General features: G+C 64.4%; 13 protein-coding genes and 1 pseudogene. 10 read left to right on the top strand and 4 right to left on the bottom strand.

Annotation, left to right across the window (positions count from 1 at the left end; genetic code table 11):
• Nucleotides 1-309 precede the first annotated feature (309 nt).
• The 5 genes and pseudogenes from O4G76_RS18655 (at nt 310) to O4G76_RS18635 (ending at nt 7,204) form a co-directional block, all read left to right on the top strand.
• Nucleotides 310-1,284, top strand: a complete 975-nt coding sequence (locus O4G76_RS18655) for an aromatic acid exporter family protein (protein WP_269398722.1) — start codon at nt 310-312, stop codon at nt 1,282-1,284.
• Nucleotides 1,285-1,421: 137 nt separating this feature from the next.
• Nucleotides 1,422-1,633 (top strand): annotated as a pseudogene (locus tag O4G76_RS18650) (transposase); the annotation flags it as partial.
• A gap of 234 nt (nt 1,634-1,867) precedes the next feature.
• Nucleotides 1,868-3,088 (top strand): lysylphosphatidylglycerol synthase domain-containing protein, encoded by a 1,221-nt coding sequence (locus O4G76_RS18645; RefSeq protein ID WP_269398721.1) that lies wholly within the window; start codon nt 1,868-1,870, stop codon nt 3,086-3,088.
• Nucleotides 3,089-3,092: 4 nt separating this feature from the next.
• Nucleotides 3,093-5,918: a UPF0182 family protein gene (locus O4G76_RS18640; protein WP_269398720.1), complete on the top strand. Its 2,826-nt coding sequence runs from the start codon at nt 3,093-3,095 to the stop codon at nt 5,916-5,918.
• Nucleotides 5,919-5,923: 5 nt separating this feature from the next.
• Nucleotides 5,924-7,204 (top strand): ArsB/NhaD family transporter, encoded by a 1,281-nt coding sequence (locus tag O4G76_RS18635; RefSeq protein ID WP_269398719.1) that lies wholly within the window; start codon nt 5,924-5,926, stop codon nt 7,202-7,204.
• Between the two features lie 183 nt (nt 7,205-7,387).
• Here O4G76_RS18635 and O4G76_RS18630 read toward each other — a convergent pair whose 3' ends face one another.
• Nucleotides 7,388-8,620, bottom strand: coding sequence for a sigma-54 dependent transcriptional regulator (locus tag O4G76_RS18630; protein ID WP_269398718.1), 1,233 nt, complete (start codon nt 8,618-8,620; stop codon nt 7,388-7,390).
• Nucleotides 8,621-8,622: 2 nt separating this feature from the next.
• Nucleotides 8,623-10,065 (bottom strand): sensor histidine kinase, encoded by a 1,443-nt coding sequence (locus O4G76_RS18625; RefSeq protein ID WP_269398717.1) that lies wholly within the window; start codon nt 10,063-10,065, stop codon nt 8,623-8,625.
• Nucleotides 10,066-10,695: 630 nt separating this feature from the next.
• Between O4G76_RS18625 and O4G76_RS18620 the strand changes: the two genes are divergently transcribed.
• The 4 genes from O4G76_RS18620 to O4G76_RS18605 all read left to right on the top strand — a co-directional run bounded on the left by O4G76_RS18620 (nt 10,696) and on the right by O4G76_RS18605 (nt 14,332).
• Complete coding sequence (locus O4G76_RS18620) at nt 10,696-11,229, top strand: hypothetical protein (protein ID WP_269398716.1); 534 nt, start codon at nt 10,696-10,698, stop codon at nt 11,227-11,229.
• Nucleotides 11,226-12,545 (top strand): GAF domain-containing protein, encoded by a 1,320-nt coding sequence (locus tag O4G76_RS18615; protein WP_269398715.1) that lies wholly within the window; start codon nt 11,226-11,228, stop codon nt 12,543-12,545. Before O4G76_RS18620 ends, O4G76_RS18615 begins: the two co-directional genes overlap by 4 nt.
• A gap of 135 nt (nt 12,546-12,680) precedes the next feature.
• Nucleotides 12,681-13,775, top strand: coding sequence for a hypothetical protein (locus O4G76_RS18610; RefSeq protein WP_269398714.1), 1,095 nt, complete (start codon nt 12,681-12,683; stop codon nt 13,773-13,775).
• Nucleotides 13,772-14,332, top strand: a complete 561-nt coding sequence (locus O4G76_RS18605; RefSeq protein WP_269398713.1) for a c-type cytochrome — start codon at nt 13,772-13,774, stop codon at nt 14,330-14,332. The genes O4G76_RS18610 and O4G76_RS18605 overlap by 4 nt, the downstream gene beginning before the upstream one ends.
• 250 nt (nt 14,333-14,582) lie before the next feature.
• Here O4G76_RS18605 and O4G76_RS18600 read toward each other — a convergent pair whose 3' ends face one another.
• Nucleotides 14,583-14,960, bottom strand: a complete 378-nt coding sequence (locus O4G76_RS18600) for a hypothetical protein (protein ID WP_269398712.1) — start codon at nt 14,958-14,960, stop codon at nt 14,583-14,585.
• 490 nt (nt 14,961-15,450) lie between these two features.
• Between O4G76_RS18600 and O4G76_RS18595 the strand changes: the two genes are divergently transcribed.
• On the top strand, nt 15,451-15,837 hold the full coding sequence (locus O4G76_RS18595; RefSeq protein ID WP_269398711.1) for a hypothetical protein: 387 nt from the start codon (nt 15,451-15,453) through the stop codon (nt 15,835-15,837).
• 1,067 nt (nt 15,838-16,904) lie between these two features.
• On the opposite strand, the gene O4G76_RS18590 is transcribed toward O4G76_RS18595, so the two are convergent.
• Nucleotides 16,905-17,104: hypothetical protein (locus O4G76_RS18590; protein WP_269398710.1), on the bottom strand; the 200-nt coding region annotated here is incomplete at its 5' end.

Below are 17,104 nucleotides of genomic sequence, written 5' to 3'. Positions count from 1 at the left end.
CACCCATCGCTTCGTCCTCCTCCTGACGAGATAAATCTATCTCAGTGGGCGGAGCACTTCAGTGGGGGCAGACCACAGAATGTTAGAATTCTTCTTTGAGAAGGCAGGCGCCCACTGTTGCCTGCCGAATTGCGGCTCAAGCGGCCGTGGCGGATCCGTAGCAGCGATCGAGAGCCATGCTCCTGAGCGTCGTGATGGCCGGCGGAAGTGGACTGCCGGGATCGCTGTTGAGGTCTGGCAGTTTGGCCATTGGCCGTAATGGCCTAGTCTCTCGACTGGAGGTCGAAGCGACGGAGCCGCAGGCTGCCCATGGAGTTGCCATCCTGGATAACGAGCCTGCGCGCGGAATGGCGCAAGCGCCGGCGCGACGCGCTGCGCCTCGGCCTGCAGGGAGCCGTCTCAGCGAGCGCCTTCTACCTCTTGATGACTTGGCTGGGGCTGCCTGAGGTCTTCGTCGGCACGATTTCGGCCGTCTACATCCTGCAAGAAAGCAGCGACGGCACGATCGGCTCGGCCATGGGCCGCCTGTCGGCGACGCTGGTCGGCTCGCTGATCGCCATCGCCTGCCTCTTCGTTCTGCCGCACGGATACGGCACCGCCGTCGCGCTTTTCGTCACCATGTTCGCGATGAATACCATCGCGGCGCTGAAGTCGAACTGGCAGTACGGGATCGTTGCCGCGATCGCCTTGGCCCTCGGGTCGCAGCAGAACGTGATCGAGGTCTCGATCGACCGCGGTATCTCAATCGGGCTGGGCGCCGCCGTGGGTCTCGCCGTGGCGTTGTTCATCTGGCCGGACCGGGCCGCGAAGCGCTTCGAGCGGCATGTCAGGCATGCGCTGGCGGCACTGGCCGACCGGCTGGAGCATGCTGGCACCGCGACGGAGAAAGGGGCCGATCCGCTGCATCCCGGGCACGAGGCGCGCTATCAGGAAGCCGTTCGCTTGGCGGCGGAGGCCAAGGACGTCATGCGGATCGCTCCGGCTCGGGACGCAGAAGAACGTCTCAAGCACCTTCGGCGCCTCCATAACTCCATCGTGATCCTCGATCGAACCTTGGAAGGAGCGACGGCGTCGCCGCTTCAGGGCGACGAGGACTTCTTGCGGCAAGAGGTAGGTAAGGTGGTTGAGGCTATCCGCGCGTTGGCCGCCGAAGAGCTCGATGAGCTCCCGCAGCTGGCCGATCCGGCGGGGATGCGCGAGGGCGATCGAGAGGCTACCCTGCGCTTTGGCATGAGAGAGTTGAACCTCGAGCTGCGAAAGTTGGCGGGTGAGAGGCGCGCATGATGGATCTGCGCGGCGGGTGACTCCAATATCGCTGCTCTGGCACGTGTCCTGCAGAGGCTGCGCGACAAGGTGCGGCAGTTCTGCGGTGAGAATGGCTCTGACTTGGCAAGCGCCCGATCCGTGAAACCCTGATAGTCCAAAGGATCAAACCCTGCATCCCGGACCAAAAATCTCGTGCCACGCCGGTCAGGCACGACAAACGTCGTCACAAGCGCCGTAACAGGATCGAGATCATGTTCGGACGTCTGAAGGACCGGAGGCGAGGGCCACGCGCTACAACAGATGCCCGAAAGTCTGTCTCTTTGCCGTCGCCCTAGTCGTGACCGTCCGAACTGGCTTCGAGAGTTAACGAGGCCCGACCCAAAATGTCGGATCACCTACCGCCGCCGAAAGGTAGTGCCGAGGTTTCTGTACGAAAACAGGTGGTTGAATTGGGGTATATCCCCCAGTTTTTGCCTCTTCCGGACGATGACGACCGTCGAGAATCATTCCAATCTTTGTTGCGGAGCCGATGAGTGGACAATGGTCCACCTGTCTTTTTGCCGATCGGCCTAGGCACTCGTATGTTTTGAGAGGCTGTCCCATGGATCAAAACGTTGCTCTTCAGAAGGTGCATCACCACCTGCGCGGGGGCGTGCCGATCGGACCAAGCTCCGATGCGCGCCCTGTAGCCGAGCCCACTTCATCGCAGGGCATCTTACCGCAAAAGAGCCAGTTTCTGGGATTGGTGACGCCGTCCTACCTGCTCTGCGCGGCGCTGCTTGCAGCGATGGTGGCCGCGGCGGGGATTTGGGAGTTGCTCGCCAACACACGCCTGCTGGCAGCCTTGCTCGCCGGCGGCATCGTCGCCTTGGGCGAGGATGATGCCGGACTCGGCACCGGGGTGCCCGGTGTGCATTACTTCATCCGGTCGCAGGAACTCGTGACCTGGTCGCTGGTCCTGCTCGCCGCTTCGATCTTCATCGCCGTCGCGCTCCTGAAGGGGCTGCAGTTCCACCGGATCGCCCGGCTTCTGGGCATCGAGGGGACGCTCGGTCAACATCTCAAGATATTCATCTACGGCCACGGTCTCGGTCGCATGACCCCTTACCGGTTGGGCGAGGTGGCTTGGGCGGCGGGACTGGAGGGGCAGGGCGCGACGCTGCAGCAGGCGGTGCGACTGGTCTTCATCTTCAAGGGGTTCCTTCTGTTCGAACTCGCCTTCTTCGCGCTGATCGGTCTGGTGATGAACGGGCTCTTGAACTGGGCGCTCGCCTTGGTGCCACCGCTCGCGATCCTGCTGGTGTCATGGTTGCTGATGCGGCCCGGCGCCGAAGAGCGCGCAGGGGAGGCGTCATGGTGGTCGCGGGCTGCGGAGGCGTTCGGCGATTTGTGCCGTGATCCGCAGATGCTGTTCGGGCTGGCGCTGCTCTCGCTGCTCTCCTTCGCGCTGGTCGAGTTCGCGACCTACATCGTGCCGCAGGCCTTCACGAGCCGGGTGGTCCCGCTGGTGCAGGACGTGTTGCGCTATGTCGTCGTCACGCCAAGCGTGATCGTGATGGCCGTGGTCGGCGGCTACATCGCCCGGCTGGTGCAGGTCACCCCGGGCGGTGTCGGCCAGTTCGAGCTCGCGTTCGCGCTGATCCTCATGGTCAATCGCCTGCCGGTAACGGAGGCGATCACCCTGGCTTTCCTCGTCAGCGCGGTCCGCTACGCGGCGGGTCTGCTGCTGTTCGGTGGCACCATGCTCGTCTTCGGAACGACGACCAATTTCCAACAAGTGCGGATGCTGTTCGGGCAGCCGGTACGGCTGAAGGAGGAGTGAAGCGATGAGCATGCAAACCGATATCCCGGCCCGGTCGCAATTCGCCAAGCTGCCGAAGGTGCCCACTGCCGCATGGATGTGGACGCGGGTCCTGATCGTCGCGAGCGTGGCGCTGGCGCTGTTCCTGCTCGACCGGTTCAGCGGCTCGCTGCTGAACTACTGGCTGCTCGACAGTCTCGGCTATGCCGAGGTTTTCTGGACCAACTTCTACATGCAGACGGCGCTCTTCGCCGGGGGTTTGATCGCCATGATACTGGCGGTGGCGACCCCGGCCTGGCTGCATGGGCTGCCGCAGGCCGACCGGCTGAAGACCCTTTGGGTTGCCGCGATTGGGGGATCGCTGCTCGGCTACGTCCTGAACCTGCAGTTCTACGAGTTCCTCGGCCCGATCAGCGCGGTGCCGTTCGGCGAGGTCGATCCGATCTTCGGAAACGACATCAGCTTCTATGTCTTCGACCTGCCACCGATCGTGACGGCGCTGATCGCGGTGCTGTTCGTGGCCATTGCGGGCCTGTTCGCCTCGGTCTGGACCGCGCTTTCCGGCAGCCGTGATGCCGACTGGCCCGAGGGTATGAACGGCTTCGTGCGCTGGCTCGGCCGGGTCGGCACGCCTTATAGCTGCCTGATGCTGCTGCTCACCGGTCTGACCGCCGCAACGCTGATCTGGCTGCGGCGCTATGGCCTTCTGACCATGCCGAACTTCGAGGATTCCACCGAAGGCACCGGCGCGGGCGCGGAATACGTGGACATCGTGGGCTTTTTCTCGACCAAGAACGCGATCTATGTCGAGGCGCTGGCGATCCTCGCCCTGACCGTGGGCCTGACGCTGACGATCTGGAAGGCGCGAAAGGCCCTGCGGCAACCGGGCAGCATCGATCTGCCGCGCGCCTTCGGCCCGCTCGCCTTCGCGTTGGTGCTTCTCCCGGGGATCACCACGGATCTGGCCTTCCGGTCGGTCGTGGCCTTGCGCGACCAGATCTTCGTGAAGCCCAACGAGCCGGTGATCCAGTTGCCGTATCTGCAGCGCCATATCGATGCGACCAACAACGCCTTCGGTACCGACAGGATCATCGAGAAGACCCTCGTGCCGCCGATGGGCGACGCAGCGCTGCCGCCGCTCGAGGCGTTCCTTAACAGCCCCACCATAAAGAACGCCCCGCTCTGGTCCGGCTCGGTGAGCCGCTACAGCCGCCGGGTCGCGCCGCAATACGTGCAGCGCATCCTCCAGGCGGAAGGCGACATGACGGTGTATTCGCCCACGTTGCAGATCCTCGAAGCCCAAGAGACCTTGCGCCCCTATTACGGCTTCATGGATGTCGACACGATCGTCTCGGAGGTCGATGGCGAGATGACCATGATGGCCAGCGCGGTGCGCGAACTGCCGCAGGACGTCATGCGGCCCTGGATCGTGGCCTGGAACCAGCGATCGTTCCTGTTCACCCATGGTCATGGGCTGATCACCATGCTCGCCTCCCAGCGGACGCCGACCGGCGATCCGGTTTATGGCAGCTCCGGCGTGCCGGTTTCGGCGCGGTTCGATGCACTGGCCGTGGACAACCCGGCCATCTATTACGGCGAAGGAGCGGTCAACGCCGCTTTCTCGAACGCGGTCGGGCTTGCGGAGCACGACGTGGCGACCGAGCAGGGCCGGAGCGAGGTACAATTCCCGCAGGACGTCGCGGCGGGCATCCGGGTCGACAGCCCGCTCAAGCGACTGGTGATCGGCTATCAGACCGGGCATTTCTTCCAGACCCTGTTCTCGGAACTGATCGGGTCCGAGACCCGGGTACACGTCTTCCGCAGGCCGATCGAGCGGCTCGAGCAGATCGCGCCATTCATCGATGTCGACACCGATCCCTATGCGGTTCCGGCCGGTGACGGGGTGAAGTGGATGGTCAACGCGGTCACCTACAGCGATGCCTACCCCTACAGCGCCCTGACCAATTTCGGCGATCCCGCGGATCTGCGCACCGAATGGCGGCCGCTGGAACGGATGAACTACATCGCGGATTCGGTGAAGGTCGTGGTCGACGCCATGACCGGGCAGGTCGATCTCTACCAGTTCGCCGACGAGCCGGTGGTTCAGACCTGGGCCGCGATCTATCCCGGTCTGTTCAAGCCGAAGGACGCCATGCCGCCCGAGATCCGCGCGCATGTGCAATATCCCCAGGAACTGATGTCGATCCAGTTCAACAAGATCTATCCGTTCTACCATCAGCGCGATGCGCTGACCTTCTACAGCGGCGAAGATCTGATCGACGATGCCGACGAGGTGGTCGGGCCGATCCTGGGCGAGAGCGGTGCCACGATCACCTTCAGCCAAGGTCTGTTCTGGTGGGTCGCGGAAGCGGGCGGGGCGATGGTCGATGCCAAGAACCCCGTGCAGTTCGCCCTGTCCAAGAGCTACACGCCGCAGGATCCGCTCAACCTGCGGGCATTGGCGACGGTCTACCAGACGGGCGAGGATTACGGGACGCTGTCCGTGCTGAAGCTGCCCAAGGGCATGTTCTTCATGGGGCCCGAACAGGCCGATGCCGCCATCGACCAGGATTCCTTCATCGCGCAGGAAATCGGCCTGTGGAACCGTCTCGGCGTCGAGGTCATTCGCGGCCGGACCTCGACCCTGATCGTCGAGGGTGAGGTGCTCTATGTCGAGCCGATCTTCATCCGCTCACGGCAGAACCCGGTGCCGCAGCTTCAGCGGGTGGTCGTGGTGCTGCGCGGCCAGCCACATATGGGCCGCACCATCGAGGAAGCGCTGAAATTCGCGATAGAGGGGGGGCGCCTCGACATGGAGGAGCGCCAGATCCGCGCCTCGCTGGAGGAGTAGGGCCGATGGGAGAAGCATCCGCACTTTCGGCGCTAGGCGTGACGATCATCCTCGCGCTGTCGCGCCCGGCCCTCGGCGTTCTCGTCGTCGGCCCGGCGCTGGCCGCAATCGCCGGCATCACGCTGATGACCGCGGCCGGACATGTCGCGATCCTCGACATCATCGAGGCGATCGGCGTGCTCTGGCGACCGATGATCGCGATCGCCTCGATCATGGTGATCGCGGCGGCGGCCGGGCATCTGGGCGTGGTCAACCGTCTCGCCGGGGCGGTGATCCGTCTCGGCGATGGCTCGGCGCGGACCCTGTTCCTGCTGGTGTTCTGCCTGAGCGCCTGCACGGCGGCGATCCTCAACAATGACAGCGCGATCCTCGTGCTGACGCCGCTGGTCATCACCATCGTCCGCGCGCTCTATCCGGAGAACCAGACGCTGCTGATACCGTTCGTCTTCGCGGTGTTCATGGCGGCCGGGATCGCGCCCATCGTGACTTCGAACCCGATCAACCTGATCGTCTCCGACGTGGCCGAGCTGGACTTCAACGCCTATGCGGTGCGGATGGTGCCGGTGGCCCTGGCCAGCGCGGTGATCAGCTTCCTGACCCTGCGCTGGATCTTTTCGCCCGAACTCGACCGGCGGGGGCCGGGCGTGGCCGACCCGAAAGCCGTGGCCGCCCGCTTTTCCGGGAGCGGCTGGGCGCCTGCGGAGAAGCACGGGCTGATATTGGCGCTGAGCGTGCTCGGCGCCTATCCGGTGATCGAGTATCTCGGCGGGTCGGTCTGGATCGTCGCGCTATGCGGGGCGATCGCCGCCTGCATGCTCTGTGCCTTTCACGATGCGGCCAGGCCGGGCCATCTCCTTCGGACCGGTGTCGCCTGGCAGATCCTGATATTCCTGTTCGGGGTGTACCTGATCGCGCTGGGCCTGAGGAACGCCGGGGCGGTCGACTGGCTGGTCGATCTCTACAACCCGCCGGGCATCGCGACGATCGGGGTCGTCTCGGCGGTGGGGTCGGCGCTGATCAACAACCACTCCATGGCCCTGACCAACATCGTGGCGATCGGAGCGCTTCCGGGCGAACAGCATACCACCGAGTATCTCGCCGCGTTGGTCGGGGGCGATCTCGGGCCACGGCTCCTGCCGATCGGCTCGCTTGCCGGGCTGCTCTGGTACGCCGCCTTGGAGCGCTCGGGCGTGCATGTTCCGGTACGCCAATTCATCCGGATCGGGGTGATCGTGACGGTGCCGTCCCTGGCGGCCGGACTGCTGATGCTAGGAGCGATTTCGTGACCTCCCGCGTTTGTGGTACGGAAGGTCATGAGCAGAGGCCGCGAACTCTGCCAGGGAAAATCCCGGCTCCAATTGTGGGCCTTCGTGGTCTTGGTAGAGCAGCCGGGATTGGACGGAAGGTCGAAGGGGCCGGTAGAGCCCCTTTGTTCCGGGCCCGAAAGACCCAGCAGGGCAGCGTTGGCCTCAATGGGCCTCCAGATCGAACTTCCGCATGCGATAGCGCAGCGTATCGCGGCTGATACCGAGCATGTTGGCGGCCTGCGAGACGTTGCCTTTGCTACAATGAAGCGCTTGACGGATCGCGCTCAGTTCGAGCTCCTTCAGGGTCGGCACGCTGAGCCTGTCGTCTGCGGACTGGTCGATGAGGCGGATATGAGAGCCTTCGATCACCCCGTCGGTCTGTTCCAGCATCGCCCGCTCGATGCAGTTCACCAGCTCGGCCACGTTGCCTGTCCACTCGTGTTCCAAGAGCTTCACGCGTGCAGCAGGGGTGAATTTCGGGCGGGGCTGGCCCGCCGCCCGGGCCACCCGGTTCGCGACATGCTCGGCGATGAGCAGGACGTCGGCCGCGCGATCGGACAGCGAGGGTACGTCGATCCAACCCACCTGGATGCTGTAGAGTAGCTGCGGCAGGATCCCTCCGGCCCCCGTGCTCGGCGTGAGGTAGGTCTCCGTCGTGGCGATCAGCGAAGGTTGCGGATCCAGGCGATTGAGCAGGCGCAGCAGCATCGACTGCGCATCCATTCCCAAATGGGAGACGCCGCGCAGCACCAGGGTGCATGGCCCTGTGATATCGGCGAGGCATCGGTGTATCTCGTCGCTCTCCAACGCGCAGTCGAGCACCGTCATGTCTTCGCTGCTGCCGGTGGCGGTCTCGTGCAGGGCCTGCGCGATCAGGAACTTGCCCGATCCGGGCGGGCCGACCACCAGCACTCCGGGGCGTGGTCCGGGGCCGGATCCGCGGCCGAGCCGCGTCACGGCGCGGCGCAGGGCGTTGGCGGCGGAGGAGCGACCGATGATCCGGTCGGCGCCGAAACAGTCGAGGCCCCCCATCCTCTCGTCCAGCATGAGCCCCCGCGCGATCGAAGCCACGGCAGACAGCGGGGCCGGCTTGACGAGGAAGTCCCTCGCTCCGGCCTTCATCGCCCGAACCGCGATATCCACGTCGCCATGGCCCGTCATCATGATCACCTGCGCCTCGGGGCAGTTCGCCTTGAACCAGTCGAGCAGGACCAACCCGTCATCTTCGTTCAGCTTGTAGTCCAGGATCACGAGCCGTGGCGCCTCGCGCTCGCACTGCACCTTTGCCGATGCGGCGTCGACGGCGTAATCGGCCGAAAATCCACGCCGCTCGAGATAGCTGACGATCGAGCGGGCCAAGACCATTTCGTCTTCGATGACCAGGACCTCGCCCATCGCTATGCCCTCGCCGGAAATGTCAGCGTGACCACGACGCCCTTCTGGATGCCGTTTCGCAGATCGAGAGTTCCGCCGAAACGCTCGGCGATACGCCGCCCGAGTGCCAGCCCGACGCCCAGGCCCGACGGCTTCGATGTCTTGAACGGCACAAACAGGCTTTGCAGCTGATCCTCATCCAGGCCTGGCCCGGTATCCGATATTTCGATCGCGACGCGGCGGCCCGGCGCGTTCGACCAGTTGATGTGCAGGCGGCCGCCATTCTTCATGGCTTCGATCGCATTGGCGAGGATGGTGTTGACGACCTGCTCCATTTCGCCTGATCCCGCCGCCGCGATCGGGTGGCCATCGCAACGGCCAAGCACGACTTCGATATTGTGCCGCTGCAGTTGCGGCCGAAAGCTCTCGATGCAGCGCTTGATGATCACGTCGACATGGGCCGTGTCGGCGGCGTCCTGCGGTTCGGCGCGCGTACCGTTCAGGAAGGAACGGATCCAGACCTCGAGCCGGTCCACCTGATCCACGATGTCCAGAACGGTCTGGCGTGTGCTTTCTTCGATCTTCTCTTCTGCGACCAGTTCGGCGCAGGAGCGGATCGCCGCCAGCGGGTTGCGCAGACCATGGGCGACGGCCGAGGCCATCTCGCCAATCACCGCCAGACGTTCCGCTTCGACCAGACGCTTTTCCTGCCAGTGCAGGATGCGCATCGTGTAGATCACGACCGAGATCAGGGCCGCGAACAGCACCGCTCCGGCCAAGAGCGCGCCGACCTGGGCCAGGCGCACGATGTCCTGCAGCACAGCGAGCAGGGTCGTCGGGGTTTTGTAGACCTCGATCGCTCCGATGACGGCATTGCCGTCGCTCGACCAGATCGGAACGTAGATCTCCACGAATTCCTCGACATCGTCGGGCAGGCCGGCATGTTCGATCTTGTGCTCGAAATCCAATGACGCGATCGCGGGGTGGAGTTCTCCACGCAGCGCCCCGCTCAATTCCTCGTTGTCGTCGAAGGTCCGCCCGATGAGGGCGGGATCGCTGGACCAGATGACTTCGCCGGATAGCGAATAGATGTTCGCACGGGCCATCTCGGGAAGTTGCAGGATATGTTCGAAGACCTCCCCCATCTCTCCCGCGGCAGGGCGGAGTTCGCGTTCGAAGAAGAAGCGCTCGGCCCCCTCGACATGGACAATGGAGTTCAGGAATTCCATCGAGACTACCGCGTCGCGCTGCATCATCTGGCGCTTCATGTAGCTGGCCATGTAGGTGCTGAGCACGATGGTCGTCGCGAAGATCGCCGCGAAACTGGCGAGAATGAAGATCGACAACACTCGGACATATTGAGGAGATTCATGCAGCGAGTGGTGTTTTTGCATCGCGGCGTACTCCCTTCCCTGCCGCTCCTTGGGCGCAGCAGGCAGTACAAGCATATTTGCAAGTCCGGGCATCCAACAATTAAGACGTCCGGCTATCGAGACTGCTTTTTTGGGCTATTTGACCCAGATTTGCCGCGTCTTTTGCCCCAATTTGGCGGTTCCGGGGGTATCTACGGCTCAGGCGCCCGCTGCTATCATGAACGGGTGACGGTATCGGAGGACGGGATGACTACTGTACTGCTTCGAGAAGGTGAGCCGGTTATGGCGGACAGAACGCGGCGCACTCTCTAGGGAGTAAGGCTCGAGGTCAGGTTTGCAGCGGGAGCCCCCACGGGCCGCGATCCCAGGGCCGCCAATCGTCACGACCTGCTGGTGGCCTAAATTGCACTTGGCCATGGTATCGACGAGTTTGCGCGAGGCGGCTCGTCGATACCCCGGGCCGAAGATGATCGGACAAGGCAGTATTCTTCGCCATTCTCGCAGCCCTCGCGGCAAGCGGCGGCAGGCTTCACACAATCACCGATCACGTCGCGAAGGCAGAGCCGCAGTAGTTGAAAACATGAACTCGACCGCGCCCATATCGGCAGGCGTACCCCTGACGAGCATGACCTTATGGTCAAATGCGTTCTCGTAAGGCGGTTAAGATTTCGGTAAGATCTGTGGCAGCATCCTGCCCTTCGCCAACCCGCCCAGAGTCGCGCCATGCCGAGCGCCCAAGCCCCCGCTGATCCAGCCGAGACCGAACCCGGTCTGTTGCCGGAGGCGCAGGCGCTGGTCGAGGCATTCTGCCGACATGGCGCCAGCATCATCATCGGCGTCATCGGCCTGTCGGGGCGCCCGCTTGCGGGTGTGGCGCTGGGCTGTACCGAGTTCGGGCCGAACAAGGTCAGGGTCCTTCTGTCGCGGCCGCTCAATTCCGAGCTGCTGCTCGGGCTGATGCGCAACAGCCGGATCGCCCTGACCGTTTCCGAGGTGCCGACGCACCGCTCGATCCAGATCAAGGGCGAAGGCGCGGTGCTGCTGGCGGCGCAGGCGGAGGATCTGCGAATTGCCAAGCGGCAACTTCGCGCCTTTCGCGATCAGCTCATCGATGCCGAGTATGGCGAGGCCTTCGCCACGGCCTATTGCCGCTTCGATCCCGCCGAAGCAGTGGCTGTGGAGTTCATCCCGCGCGCCGCCTTCACGCAGACCCCTGGACCCAGGGCGGGAGAGAGGCTGCAGGAGAGCGTGCGATGACCACGCTCGACCAGATAAGGAACTGTCTCGAAGGCGTGGTGCCCGCCTTTCTCGCGACTTCGGACGGCGAGGGCGTGCCGAACGTCTCCGAAATCTCGCAGGTCCATTACGTCGATCCCGGTCATGTCGCGCTGTCCTACCAGTTCTTCAACAAGACCCGCCGCAACGTGCTTGCGACCCGCGTCGCCTCGGTGATCGTGGTGGACCCCGACAGCAACGCGCAGTACCGGCTGGAGCTCGACTTCGAAGAGACCCAGACCGGCGGCCCGCTGTTCGAGGCGATGCGCGCCAAGCTCGCCGGCATCGCCTCGCACACCCATATGGAATCGGTGTTCCGGCTGCTCGGTTCGGACGTCTACGAGGTCCGCGCGATCGAGCCCCTGCCGTCGCGGCGGCTCGAGGTGCTGCGTCCCTGCAATCCCCTCAGCGCGGCGCGGCGCGTGGCGGCGGAGTTGACGACGCCCGAAGAGGTCGGGCCGCTGCTCGACCGGTTTCTCGCGGCGCTGGAGCGGCAGATGGGGATCGGCCACTCGATGGTGCTGATGCTCGACCCCGAGACCGGACGGCTCTTCACCGTCGCCTCGCATGGCTATCCAAGCACCGGGATCGGCTTCGATGTCGGTCTCGGGCAGGGGGTGATCGGGGTCGCGGCGGCCGAGGGCGTGCCGATCCGCATCGGTCATCTCGCCGCCGACTACAGCTATGGCGAGGCGGTGCGTTCGGCCGCCGGCATCGACAGTCCCTCCGGCCCGGTCACGGGCGTTCCCTATCCGGGCCTCGAAGCGCCGTTGAGCCAGATTGCGCTGCCGCTGCGCCCCATGGGCGAGACGGTGGGCGTGCTGTTTGCCGAGTCGCCGCAGCGCAACAGGTTCGGCTATGACGACGAGGATGCGTTGCAGCTGGTGGCGCAGAGCCTCGGGATGCGGCTCTTGCTCGGGCGTCAGGACGGGCGCGAGCCTGCCGCGCCGCAATTGATCGAGACGGCGTGCGGCGCGGCGCCCCTGCGACTGCGCCATTACCGTTTCGACGACACGGTCTTCATCGACGATGCCTATCTCATCAAGGGCGTGGCCGGGGCGATCTTCTGGAAGCTGGCGACCGAACATGCCGCGACCGGACGGACCGAGTTCTGCAATCGCGAGTTGCGGCTCGACGCGACGCTGCGGTTGCCGGCGCATTTTGACAATCTGGAATCGCGCCTGCTGCTGCTGCAACGTCGCCTCGCGGAGCGCGGCGCCGGCATCCAGATCCATCGCGCGGGGCGCGGCAGATTCCGCTTCGACGTCGCGGGCGACCTGACCTTGGAAGAGCTCTGAGCGAGCCTCACCGCCGTTAAGAAAATTTTCAGAATTCGCGAGCAATGACTTCCGATGAGCGGGCGCGGGTTTCGGCGTATCCCCGAGCCAAGGCCGCCCGCATCCGGTGCGGGGGCCTGATGGAGGCTCGCACCGATGTCCGTCCCGATCATTGCACGATCCCGCCGTACCGGCGCGACGCTGGGCGTGGCGCTGGCCCTTTCGGCCCTGCTCGCCGCCCTCGCGGAACCGGTTCAGCCGTCGCTGGGGGAAACCGCCCCGGCCGATCTCTTTGCCACGGGTCTCTACACCGACCCCGCAGCCCGGACCGTCGATCCGCGGCATCACGTCTTCTCGCCGCAATATCCACTCTGGACCGATGGCGCGGCAAAGCGGCGCTGGATGTCGCTGCCGCCGGGCACGCGGATCGACGCGTCCGATCCCGACCGCTGGGCCTTTCCGGCGGGTACGCGGTTCTGGAAGGAGTTCGCCTTCGACGGCCACCCGGTCGAGACCCGCTACATGGAGCATCTCGGCGAAGGGCGCTGGATCTTCGCGACCTATGAATGGAGCGCCGACGGGCAGCAGGCGCCACTGGCGCCGGAACGCGGCCGCGCCGATGCCTGGCCGTTGCCGGACGGGCGCACCCATGCCATTCCGGGCCGCACGGATTGTAGGGTCTGCCACGGCAGCGGTCCGGCCCCGGTTCTGGGTTTCTCCGCCCTGCAACTCTCGCCGGACCGCGATCCCGGCGCGCCGCATGCCGAGCCGCTGCCGCTCGACGCCGTGGATCTCGCCGTGCTGGTAGAGCGCGGGTTGATCGCGAACGCCCCGGCGGGGCCCGCGCCGCGCATTCCCGCGGCCGATCCGATGGAGCGCGCGGCGCTGGGCTACCTGCATGCGAATTGCGGGCATTGCCACAACGACCGCGGCGCGCTCGCCGATCTCGGCTTCGATCTGGCCCACGGCCTGAATGACGGGACCGCCGCGGCGCGCGCCACCAGTTTCGGCGTGGCCCTGAAGGATCCGCCGGCCGGGCTGCCCGATGGCGTCGACCTGCGCATCGCCCCGGGCGACCCGGCGGCCAGCGCTTTGCTGCACCGGGCCGGTTCGCGCGATCGGCTGCTGCAGATGCCGCCGCTCGGCACCGCTCTCGTCGACGAGGAGGCGATCGCGCTCCTCGCGCGATGGATCGCCAACCAACCCCGCGCGGGGGACCCCGCGCCGCAAACCGAAGGAGACAACAGATGATGTTTCTCAGAGCCGTCGCAACGCTGTTTCTCGGCCTCAGCTTCATTCTCGTCGTGGCGCTCTCCAGCACCGGCCTGCTGGCCCAGGAAACCGACCCGGTGGCCCGAGGCGAGTATCTCGTGAACACCTCGGGCTGTCACGACTGCCACACCCCCTGGGGGATGGGGCCGAACGGTCCCGAACCCGACATGAGCCGGGCCCTGTCCGGGCATCCCGCCGATCTTCAGATCGGCCCGCCGCCCGACCTGTCCGAGGAATGGGTCTGGGCCGGGAACCCGACGAACACCGCCTATGTCGGACCATGGGGGGTCAGCTTCACGGCAAACCTGACCCCCGATCCGGAAACCGGGGTGCTGCGCGACATGAGCGAAGGCCAGTTCATCGATACCATTCGCAACGGGCGGCATATGGGGCAGGGGCGGCCGATCCTGCCGCCGATGCCCTGGCCGGCCTACCGCAACATGACCGACGAGGATCTGAGCGCGATCTACGGCTATCTGCAGCAGATCGACCCGATTCCGAATGCCGTGCCCGAGCCCTTGCCTCCGGGCCAGTAAGAGACGGGACCGCCTGGCATGCAGATGCCGGGCGGCTTCTTCAGCCAGCCGTTTCCAAATGGACACGTCTGGTCGGAATACGGACCAAGCCCTGTCAGGCGCGTCGGCGCCGCAGCGTACGGCCCGCGCCGGACCCGAGCTTCAGCCTGCGCCTACAGGTCGTGAAAAGCCTCGCAGCGGGTTTGAAACAATCAAGGCGGAGAGAGGGCGCGGACACCGTTCGCGCCGTGCAACGTGCCCATCGAAGGTTTCAAATGTTGGCGGCCGTCCTCACATCGGTCGGCATGTGAAGGACGTCGGGCGTCGGCGGCCAAGGCGGGGCAAGCGCTTCGCCTGCTTCGAGGAAGTCCTTCAACTCCGCTGTCCGCCCTGCACTGACCAAGGCTGCGGGCGTCTGGCCACCGAAGCGTTCCAGGCGTTTCCCATGATACCACGTCCAAGTGTCGGCAGCCGATTTCGTCCAAGGACGAACGATGCTGATGACGCTGTAGGTCTCCTGTAGTCGTGCCTGATCCGGCGCGGCACGCAGCAATTCCGCCACGTCGATTCCCAGTGCGCGTGCCATGATCTTGGCGTTGATCGTGCCGTCGGGTTCGACGCAGTGATCGAGCAGCAGTCCGTGTCGCATGGCGGGCTCCGCTATGTCCGGCCCGATGTGCCGGAGGTTTCATCGGAAAAGGTTGCACTGGCAACGACCCCTGGTGACGAATGAACCCGGGCATTCAGGTCAGCGCGCGGTATCGTGGCTCGGTGATCCGGCCGCGCCCGCGGGACTCGCCACCCGTCGCGAGTTGGAGCATCTTTCCGCTTGGTCAATGGAGGCTCGGCGTTTTGCCGTTCAGGGTTGCGGATAGCCGTGTCGCCTCGCGCGGTATCCGTCACATATCCCGGTAACAGTGCCAGAGGGGCAATGCTCGGAACTGCCATTTCCTGCGTCATGCGGAGCAGGGGTAGCGGCCTTTGTCTGATCGGCGAAAGGGGAGCGGGAAGGCACTTGCAGCGACATCTCCAAGGGACGGTTGCCAAGGGGTGCAGATCAGCCCTCCGCATGCCATGTCCCGCGATGGACAGGCCTGCCGTAAGGGCATATAAATACGAACCCGGACGCGCATGCAGGGATGACGTGCAGCACCGGAGCCGGCGACAGCGCGATGCCGGATCGCCGCCTCTTCGCAGCCAGAGCGACGCCCCGTTTCGGCCGGGTGGTCCCGACATTCGGTCGGGACGACAGCTCGGAGGTCGTCATGACGACACAACATTCGCTTATCGAGAGACTGGATGAGGTCGGTCACAAGATCGAGGATGCCGAACACAGGCTGAAGGCTCGCGCGGATTGGACCCATGGCAACGCACTCACCCAGAAGGAACTTCTGGCCCGCTATGCCGTGATCAAGCGCAAGCTGAACCGGGACATCGCCGATCTGGAAGCCCACGGACATCACGTCACGGCGCTGGAGGCGTCGTTGCGGGAATGGTGGCTCTCGGTCAATCTGACGGTGAGGTGAAAGGTACTTCCGCAGGGCTCGTCATCGGCGTGCATACGTTCCGAACGGCGCAGGACAGGGAACTGCGTATGAAGCCGGACGTCGCCTGATAGGTGCCTGCGGACACTCGGTTCAAAGATCATGCTCGGTTCCTCGTTGCGCCAGATCGTCGGCTTCGGAAGCCGCGGGAGTGGAAGACCGTATCGACGCGAGCAATGCCCGTTGCACGAATAGGAAGCGGGATGCTTCTTTGCGGCCTTTAGGTTGGCTCGCGCTCGTCTCTAGCTGTCAGGAGCGGGTGTGGTCGGAAGCTGCGCCACTCATGTCGCGCAGCATTGATGCGCCGCGGTAGCGCTGATCTCTTCGTCAATGGTATCGTGAGCGATGCCAACCGTGCCCTCGCGTTGGTACTAAACCGATCCGGCCCCGGCTGATCGGCTCGGGAGGGGTGCCATGCTCCTGGCGATGGAGAAAAGCATACACTCAAGCTGATATCCAGCAACTCGGCCGAACTCAGACATCAGCGAGGGCCCGCCATTGCTGCCTTGGATTCCGAAGCTCCACTTGTCTGAGAAGAACACGCCCTCTGAACGGGCGAGCAGCCACATTGGCGTTTAACCGCAAGCATCGCGGCGCCCGCTGAAGTTTCCCGCGACAGAATGGACGGCAGATCCGCCGCGAGGGTCTTTGACGGGATCGGGATGACCGATGCGCTCGGCCTGCGTACCCTTTCCCACTTCCCAAGATCCGAGCAAGTAAAGCGAGATTCGAAATCCTTGTGCCGCTTCGCCTACTTCCCCCTCGTATCTAGCCGTATTTCTTCAACCGGAACCGCGTCCAATTCGTAACAAGATGCTTTGGCATCAGTCATTAAATCTTTCGCCTCCAAGTCAGGTGCGGAAACGAATCAGGCTGTCGATGGCCCCGTCGGGTGAATTCCTAATAGTCACGGAACAATGGCTGCGTACACGAATAATTGTATCATCTACTCCCATTCGAGGTGAGAAAGTGTTTGTCGTGTGGCGGATCGTGGCCGACGATCGGACGAAGGCCACAAGGGAGTAGTTGATCCGGAGATGCCTGCCGGGTCAGATTTGGGGAAGGACTCGGGAGGGCCGCCACGCATTCGGCGGCCGCTGCTGATTTTGGGTCAGAAGCACCTCCGATGAGGCGAAATTGCCGTGGGAACGCAAATGCTGCGGCCCCGATGGTTTTAACGAGTGTTTCGAAGGGTAATGGTCGTGGCTGTTTCCAACAATTTTTCTGCCAGCTCGCTTGATTTCAACGG

The organism is Limimaricola sp. G21655-S1, assembly GCF_027213785.1.
Classification (GTDB): domain Bacteria; phylum Pseudomonadota; class Alphaproteobacteria; order Rhodobacterales; family Rhodobacteraceae; genus Limimaricola.
The sequence above is the reverse complement of the archived record's forward strand: the minus strand, read 5'-3'. Positions and strand labels throughout refer to the sequence as shown.

What these genes read in the sequence shown, in the direction of transcription:
- O4G76_RS18615 (WP_269398715.1), top strand. Translation starts at nt 11,226, where the DNA reads ATGACCACGCTCGACCAGATAAGGAACTGTCTCGAAGGCGTGGTGCCC.
- O4G76_RS18635 (WP_269398719.1), top strand. Translation starts at nt 5,924, where the DNA reads ATGGGAGAAGCATCCGCACTTTCGGCGCTAGGCGTGACGATCATCCTC.
- O4G76_RS18605 (WP_269398713.1), top strand. Translation starts at nt 13,772, where the DNA reads ATGATGTTTCTCAGAGCCGTCGCAACGCTGTTTCTCGGCCTCAGCTTC.
- O4G76_RS18655 (WP_269398722.1), top strand. Translation starts at nt 310, where the DNA reads ATGGAGTTGCCATCCTGGATAACGAGCCTGCGCGCGGAATGGCGCAAG.
- O4G76_RS18640 (WP_269398720.1), top strand. Translation starts at nt 3,093, where the DNA reads ATGAGCATGCAAACCGATATCCCGGCCCGGTCGCAATTCGCCAAGCTG.
- O4G76_RS18595 (WP_269398711.1), top strand. Translation starts at nt 15,451, where the DNA reads ATGACGTGCAGCACCGGAGCCGGCGACAGCGCGATGCCGGATCGCCGC.
- O4G76_RS18610 (WP_269398714.1), top strand. Translation starts at nt 12,681, where the DNA reads ATGTCCGTCCCGATCATTGCACGATCCCGCCGTACCGGCGCGACGCTG.
- O4G76_RS18600 (WP_269398712.1), bottom strand. Translation starts at nt 14,960, where the DNA reads ATGCGACACGGACTGCTGCTCGATCACTGCGTCGAACCCGACGGCACG.
- O4G76_RS18620 (WP_269398716.1), top strand. Translation starts at nt 10,696, where the DNA reads ATGCCGAGCGCCCAAGCCCCCGCTGATCCAGCCGAGACCGAACCCGGT.
- O4G76_RS18625 (WP_269398717.1), bottom strand. Translation starts at nt 10,065, where the DNA reads ATGCCCGGACTTGCAAATATGCTTGTACTGCCTGCTGCGCCCAAGGAG.
- O4G76_RS18630 (WP_269398718.1), bottom strand. Translation starts at nt 8,620, where the DNA reads ATGGGCGAGGTCCTGGTCATCGAAGACGAAATGGTCTTGGCCCGCTCG.
- O4G76_RS18645 (WP_269398721.1), top strand. Translation starts at nt 1,868, where the DNA reads ATGGATCAAAACGTTGCTCTTCAGAAGGTGCATCACCACCTGCGCGGG.